The 3,481-nt window shown below is 63.4% G+C and carries 1 protein-coding gene and 1 pseudogene; both read right to left on the bottom strand.

What is annotated here, in order from left to right:
• Positions 1–829: 829 nt before the first annotated feature.
• Positions 830–1,997, bottom strand: a pseudogene (locus K2Y56_RS25870) (IS3 family transposase).
• A 150-nt stretch (positions 1,998–2,147) separates the two neighbouring features.
• Positions 2,148–3,161: a zinc-dependent alcohol dehydrogenase family protein gene (locus tag K2Y56_RS25865; protein WP_292514915.1), complete on the bottom strand. Its 1,014-nt coding sequence runs from the start codon at positions 3,159–3,161 to the stop codon at positions 2,148–2,150.
• Positions 3,162–3,481: the final 320 nt, after the last annotated feature.

Here is a 3,481-nt window from a genome sequence, read left to right as displayed (position 1 = left end):
AGGTTGCGCAGATCGCGTGCGAATCCGTCGAGCCCTGCACCTCAGAGGGCGATCGTGATGCTTGTCATTGCTGACAGCTTGAGCCGGCTTCAGCGATGCCTGGCGAGCGGAAAAGGCTGCGCACGCAGCGTCGGTCAACTCCTTGATGAACTCGACGGCGTTCATAGTCAGGGCACGCATAGGACCATAAACTCATCGCACTGCAACCTAAGGACGGTTTCCAGATCGGAACGCACTGGTTAATCCAAGCTGCGCCGTAAGCGCGGCGCCAAAACCCAGGAGCCTGGATGACCAAAGACGTGCAGCACGATCGCACCGACTCGCCGCTCGCATCCGTCTCTGACGAGATCTATCCAATTCCACCTACGTTGATGCCGCCTAGCCCGGCAGATCCTGCGCCAACGGATCAGACAGAGGACAGGGCACCTTCGGACCCGTTCAATTGCTTCGAAGGGTTCGGTTCATTTAGCTGACAGACTTCGAAGGTCGGCGGCCTTATGCGGGCGCAAGATTTACTGCAGCAGGCCGTCCACCCATCGTCACCAATGGTTTTTCTGGCACCGAGAGCTTTTGCATCCTTCATCAGCCCCGATCCTGCGACCTTGGTCGACCTGGGGCTGTCGCCAGCTCGGATCGCTGCCTGCTTGGCGTTGAGGTCGATGAGGTGACCTGACCGGTATTTTGGACCGCGCCAATTGGAAGGCTACTGCATGGTGGGGGCCATGGGTAGGCGGAAGGCCAGATCCGGGAACGTAACGGGCGCGGGTGGCCGGTAGCCCAAGGAAGAGTGCGGCCGAACACGGTTGTAGGTGTTTGGACTTGCTTCGTTTTAGTGGGGAGCGGTTTGGTTGGCGCTGCGCTTCTCGAACTGGGCAGGGCTGACGAAGCCTAGCGCCGAATGGCGCCGGCAGGGATTGTAGAAGCCGTCGATGTAGCGGGCCAGAGCCTTTGTCGCCTCGGCCCGGGTTTGGAAGACGGTACGCCAGACGAGTTCGCTCTTGATCGTCTTGAAGAACGTCTCGACCATAGCATTGTCGTAGCAATTTCCCTTGCCGGACATCGAGATCACGATGCCATGTCGTCGGAGTTCGGCTTGGTACTCGTTTGAACAATACTGACTACCGCGATCGGAATGATGGAGCAAACCTGCTGCTGGCCTTCGCATCACCAGGGCTCGTCGCAAGGCGGTCAGAGCCAGTTCCTTGTGTAGCCGGTCGCCAGCCGCCCAGCCCACGACTCGCCGCGCGTAGAGGTCGATCACCACCGCCAGATACAGCCAGCCCTCCCGCGTCCAGATGTAGGAGAGGTCGGTGCCCCACTTCTCGTTCGGTGCGGCGGCGGCGAAGTCCTGATCGAGCCGGTTGGGTGCCACCGGAAAAGCATGCTGGCTGTCGGTCGTACGCCGGAAGCGTCGAGGCTGACGGGCCCTGAGCCCGTTCTCCCGCATCAGCCGAGCCACGCGTCGCCGCCCTGCCATCAGACCCTGCTCGCGCAGCTCGTGCGTCATGCGGGGACTGCCATACGTCTCGTGCGAGAGCGAAAAAGCCGAGCGGACATGGGCGAGCAGGACTAGGTCCTCACGCTGACGGCGAGAGGCGGGCCGGTTTTCCAGGCGAAGTAACCGCTCGGGCTGACGTCGAGGACCTTGCACAGACGCTGGACGGGGAACTCCTTCTTCGCCTCATCGATGAGCTGGAACCTCATCGACTTCCCTCTTTGGCGAAAAAAGCCGTGGCCCGCTTCAGGATCTCCCGTTCCTGGCGCAGCACCTCATTCTCGCGCCGCAGGCGCTTCAACTCGGCGGCCATGTCCTCCTGACGGTCGGAGGGCGGCGCATCCATCTCCCGATCACGCCGCCCGTCGATCCAGTTACGCAACGTCGAGAGCCCAATCCCGAGATCGGCAGCGACCTCGCGGCGGGAACGACCGCTCGTCTGGGCGAGCCGGACCGCCTCCGCACGAAACTCAGGTGTGAACTGCTGCTTGGGTTCTGACATCGGAGACCTCCTCCTTCAGGAAAAGAGCTCTCCACTTTTCCGAGGCAAGTCGAGTTTTCAACCAGCCGAGATTCCCATTGCATGGTTGATTTCCAATTTTGCTGATCGCGGGAGGGTATTGACGGAGCTGTCGGTCGTCCGCGTGTCGCGTCAGGCGGCCCGTCGGACAGGGGGCAAAGCGAGCACCTCGCCCGCGACGTCGATCGTAACCTTGCCGCGTAGGCCCCGCGCGGCGCCGTTCTCCAAGAGGTCATGGGCCTCTCCCATGCGCGCGAGCGGTAGCGTCGCCCCGACCACGGGCTTCACCAGACCACGCTCGACGAGACGCGTCAGCGCGTCGAGCTTGCCCCGGCTCTGGCGGGTGAACACGAAGTGGTAGGCGGCATTCTTGCCCCAGGCCTCGACGAGGTTCTGCGGTTTAGCGATGTCGACGAGACTGACGACACGTCCGAAGGCGGCGAGCGTCAGGGGGCTCCGTGAGAGCGTGTCGCCGCCGATGGTGTCGAAAACGACGTTGACGCCCTTTCCTTCGGTCAGCCGAGATACCCCCACCACGTAGTCCTCGGTGGTGAAGTCGATCGCGTCGTCAGCGCCGAGCGAGCGCACAAAGTCGTGGTCACTAGCGCGCGCCGTCGTGATCACCCGCGCCCCGATCGCCTTTGCAACCTGGACCGCGATCGTACCCACACCTCCTGCCCCGCCGTGGATGAGAATCGTCTCGCCGACGCTTAACTGCGCGCGTTGGACGAACGCCTCCCAGACCGTGCCGCCGACAAGCGTCAGGCTTGCGGCCTCGAGGTGGGTGAGGTTCCGCGGCTTTCGGCCGACAAGCTCTACGTCCGCGACGTGATGCTCGGCGTAGGACCCCGCTCGGCCGAAGATCTGCGGCGTGTAGTAGACTTCGTCGCCCTCGACGAACTCATCGATCTCCGATCCGACCTCCTCGACAACGCCCGAGATGTCGTGACCGATGATGGCGGGGAGCGGTACGTGGTCCCTGTAATCGCCGCGACGGATCTGAAGGTCGAGCGGGTTGAGGGCGGTGGCGTGCACGCGGACGCGCACCTGACGCGGACCCGTCGACGGCACCGGCACCTCGCGCAGCTCGAATGCGTCCGGTCCTCCGAAGTGGGTGAGGACGACGGCCTTCATGCTCTTGGTCATGGCGACTTCCTATCAGAGTGAAGCGGGCAGCATCGGGCTCAGCGGCTTGTGCGGACCCGATTGGGGCTGGCCCCGGCCGGCTCACAAACCCGAACTTTTCGCATCCCCCACGGCGGGGCCGACCTGGACGGTGGACCGAAGTGCTGGATCTCGCGGAGCGTCCCGGTACGACACTCGTCGACTGATGCCGCGATGCTCGGATTGGGGCTCGAAACGCAGGCACCAAGCGAGAGGACGACGGTGAGTACGGCGACAGGCCGTGCCGCCCTGCCGATAATGGGAAGGGCTCCCATGAAGGGCTGCCGCCGACGGCTGTTCGA

This window comes from Methylobacterium sp. (assembly GCF_019745455.1).
GTDB lineage: Bacteria > Pseudomonadota > Alphaproteobacteria > Rhizobiales > Beijerinckiaceae > Methylobacterium.
This window is presented reverse-complemented; position numbering and strand designations above follow the sequence as displayed.

Bases quoted from the DNA above. Each gene is read 5' to 3' on its own strand.
- K2Y56_RS25865 (WP_292514915.1), bottom strand. From the start codon at position 3,161: ATGACCAAGAGCATGAAGGCCGTCGTCCTCACCCACTTCGGAGGACCG.